This is a genomic window from Shewanella sp. SG44-6 (assembly GCF_014164185.1).
Lineage (GTDB): Bacteria > Pseudomonadota > Gammaproteobacteria > Enterobacterales > Shewanellaceae > Shewanella > Shewanella vesiculosa.
This window is the reverse complement of record NZ_JACJER010000231.1, coordinates 1-2,908: the sequence shown is the minus strand read 5'-3', so window position 1 is coordinate 2,908 and position 2,908 is coordinate 1. Positions and strand designations below refer to the sequence as shown.

2 protein-coding genes are annotated in these 2,908 nt (G+C 41.2%); both read left to right on the top strand.

Annotated elements, in window-relative coordinates; all coding sequences use genetic code 11:
- Positions 1–156: 156 nt before the first annotated feature.
- Positions 157–636 carry a FixH family protein gene (locus H5185_RS21625; RefSeq protein WP_124014871.1) on the top strand — a complete coding sequence of 160 codons (480 nt, stop codon included), beginning with the start codon at positions 157–159 and terminating at the stop codon, positions 634–636.
- A 57-nt stretch (positions 637–693) separates the two neighbouring features.
- Positions 694–2,908, top strand: a 2,215-nt coding sequence (locus H5185_RS21620) for a heavy metal translocating P-type ATPase metal-binding domain-containing protein (RefSeq protein ID WP_182743186.1), incomplete at its 3' end; no start/stop codon positions are given.

The window sequence follows — 2,908 nt, the reverse complement described above, 5'->3', positions numbered from 1 at the left end:
CGTCAATACAGCTTACGTTTATAGCTTATCAAACAAATAGTTAGTTATAAGTAATATTAAGGCCTCGAGATTATCGAGGCCTTTTTTTTAAGTGATTATTAAGCCATTACGGGGTAAAATGTCCCCCGAATTATTACCACTATTTTAGGATGTATTATGTCGGATCAACTCCCTTGGTATAAGCAATTTTGGCCTTGGTTTTTAATCATCTTGCCTTTGTGTGCCGTTATTGCCAGTTTAACGACCTTAAAGATTGCTTTAGATAATTCTGACTCATTGGTAGCAGAAGATTACTATAAGCAAGGTAAAGCGATAAACATGGATTTGCGCAAAATAAAATATGCTCAACAAATTGGCATGAAATTTTTAGTCACGGTTGCAGATCAAGAATTAAAAATTACCCAACAAGGTGGTCCGGAATATCGTGCAGCGCTAAATGTGCAGTTTTACCATCCGACAATAGAAGCCAAAGACTTCAGTTTAAATGCTACTGCTGACGCAAATTACGTGTATCACATTCCATTGGATTCTGCGATAACTGGGCCTTGGGAAGTACGCATTGAAGGATTTGATGCCAAATGGCGTATCCAGCAACGAATTGATATTAAAGATGATGTTGAATATTGGCTCAATTAATAACACATTGACTGCGTATCTGATTAAAACATTATTAAATGAAGTTGGTATAGCCACATGACATCTTGCTTTCATTGCAATGAGCCAGTTCTTACGGGAGATCAGTTTACTACGATAATAAATGGGCAAGTACAACCTATGTGCTGCCCAGGTTGCCAAGCCGTATCGCAGGCCATTATGGATGCAGGCCTGAGCAGTTATTATCAATTTCGCAGTGAACCTGGAAATCGTCAGACGGCACTGGTGCCAGAACAGTTGTCGCAATACAGTGCCTACGATTTACCGGAAGTGCAGCAAGATTTTGTTCATAAACAAGGTGCTATTGATTCAACCTCTTTGTCTATCGACGGTATTACCTGTGCTGCTTGTGCCTGGTTAATTGAACATAAACTCAAACCGGTTGCGGGTGTCACTAATGTGTTGGTTAATTCCACCACACAACGGGCGTTAGTGAGCTGGGACAGTGAACGTATTCAACTCAGTGAAATTTTACAAATTATCAGTAAAATTGGTTATCAAGCTGCGCCCTACCAAGTTGATGAACAAGAAAAACAATCTAAAGCAGACAGTCGTAAATTCTTACTTCGCTTAGGGCTTGCAGGTTTTGCGACCATGCAAGTGATGATGTTTGCCCTCGCCTTATACACCGGATACTTTACTGATCTGGATGTTCAATTTCGTGACTACTTTCGCTGGGTAAGTTTAATTTTTGCAGCGCCTGTAGTGCTTTACTCAGCTCAACCCTTTTATTTTAGTGCTCTTCGTAGTGTATTAAGTGGCAAACTTAATATGGATGTGTCTGTTTCAATTGCAATTTTAGGTGCTTATATCGCCAGTTGTATTGCGACTATGCAAGGCAATGGCGAAGTGTATTTTGAATCCGTATCCATGTTTACCTTCTTTTTATTATTAGGTCGTTACTTTGAACAAGTTGCAAGGCAAAAAGCTTCTGTTAGTTCGAGTAATTTGCACAAACTGGTGCCGCTGACAGCGCATTTATGTCATGAGGGTGAGATCACTGAGATTGCCGCTAAACAATTGTCCATTGGCGATATTATTTTAGTCAAACCAGGCGAAGTGATTGCCGCTGATGCCGAAGTGGTAACCGGACAATCAAGCGTCAATGAGGCTATGCTTACCGGTGAACAAATGCCGATCAGTAAACGCGTTTTAGATAAAGTCTATGCCGGCACCATCAATATAGAACAACCTATTGAAGTGCGAGTGACAGCCCTTGGGCAAGATCAATTAGTTGCAGAGATCATTCGTTTACAAGAACTTGCATCAAACAATAAACCTACCATTGCTTTAATTGCCGACCGTTTAGCGCGATACTTTTCCGGTACGGTTTTATCCATAGCGGCAATAACATATGTCGTCTGGTCGTTCGTATCTCCAGAAGACGCTTTTTGGATTACATTATCCGTGTTGGTCGCAACCTGCCCATGCGCCCTCGCCCTTGCCACGCCAACGGCCGTTACTTGCGCAACCGCTATTTTCACTAAGTTAGGTGTGATCCCACGAAAACCAGGTATTTTTGAAAAACTGACCAAAATTAATCATGTGGTGTTTGATAAAACTGGCACGCTTACCTGTGGCCAATTATCAATTGGTGATGTACAAACCTTTGCTGGGTATTCATCAGCGCAAGTACTGTCTATTGCAGCGGCCATTGAACAAGGATCTCTCCACCCGATTGCATTAGCGTTTAGCCCTTTCTATGATAATCAACATCAAGTAGACACAGTTGAACATCATATTGGTTTAGGCATTCAAGCCAGTATGAACCAACAGCAAGTGTCTATTGGAACGGCACAATTTGTTAGCCCAGATATGTTACCGATATCAGTAAAAGCCACTCAAAGTCAGTGGATTTACCTTTCTATTGATAACGAGCTAATTGCCAAAATCGAAATGCTTGATAAGTTACGTGTTGATAGCATCGCGACGGTTAATGCGTTAAAGGCTGCCAATATAAAATTGAGTATTGCCAGTGGTGATAATTCCGGACATGTTGAGTTTTTAGCACATAAAATTGGTATTTCAGATGTGCATTCAGGTTTATCGCCTCAAGATAAGTTAGCCTTAGTGAATCGCTTACAGCAAGATGCTAATGTAGCCATGTTTGGTGACGGTATAAATGATGCGCCAGTACTGGCCGGTGCAAATTTGTCAGTAGCGATGGGAAGCGGAAGTGCAATTGCCAAAAACAGTGCGGACTTAATTTTACTCGGCGATCACCTATCGCGTTTTAATGATGCTATTTATGTCG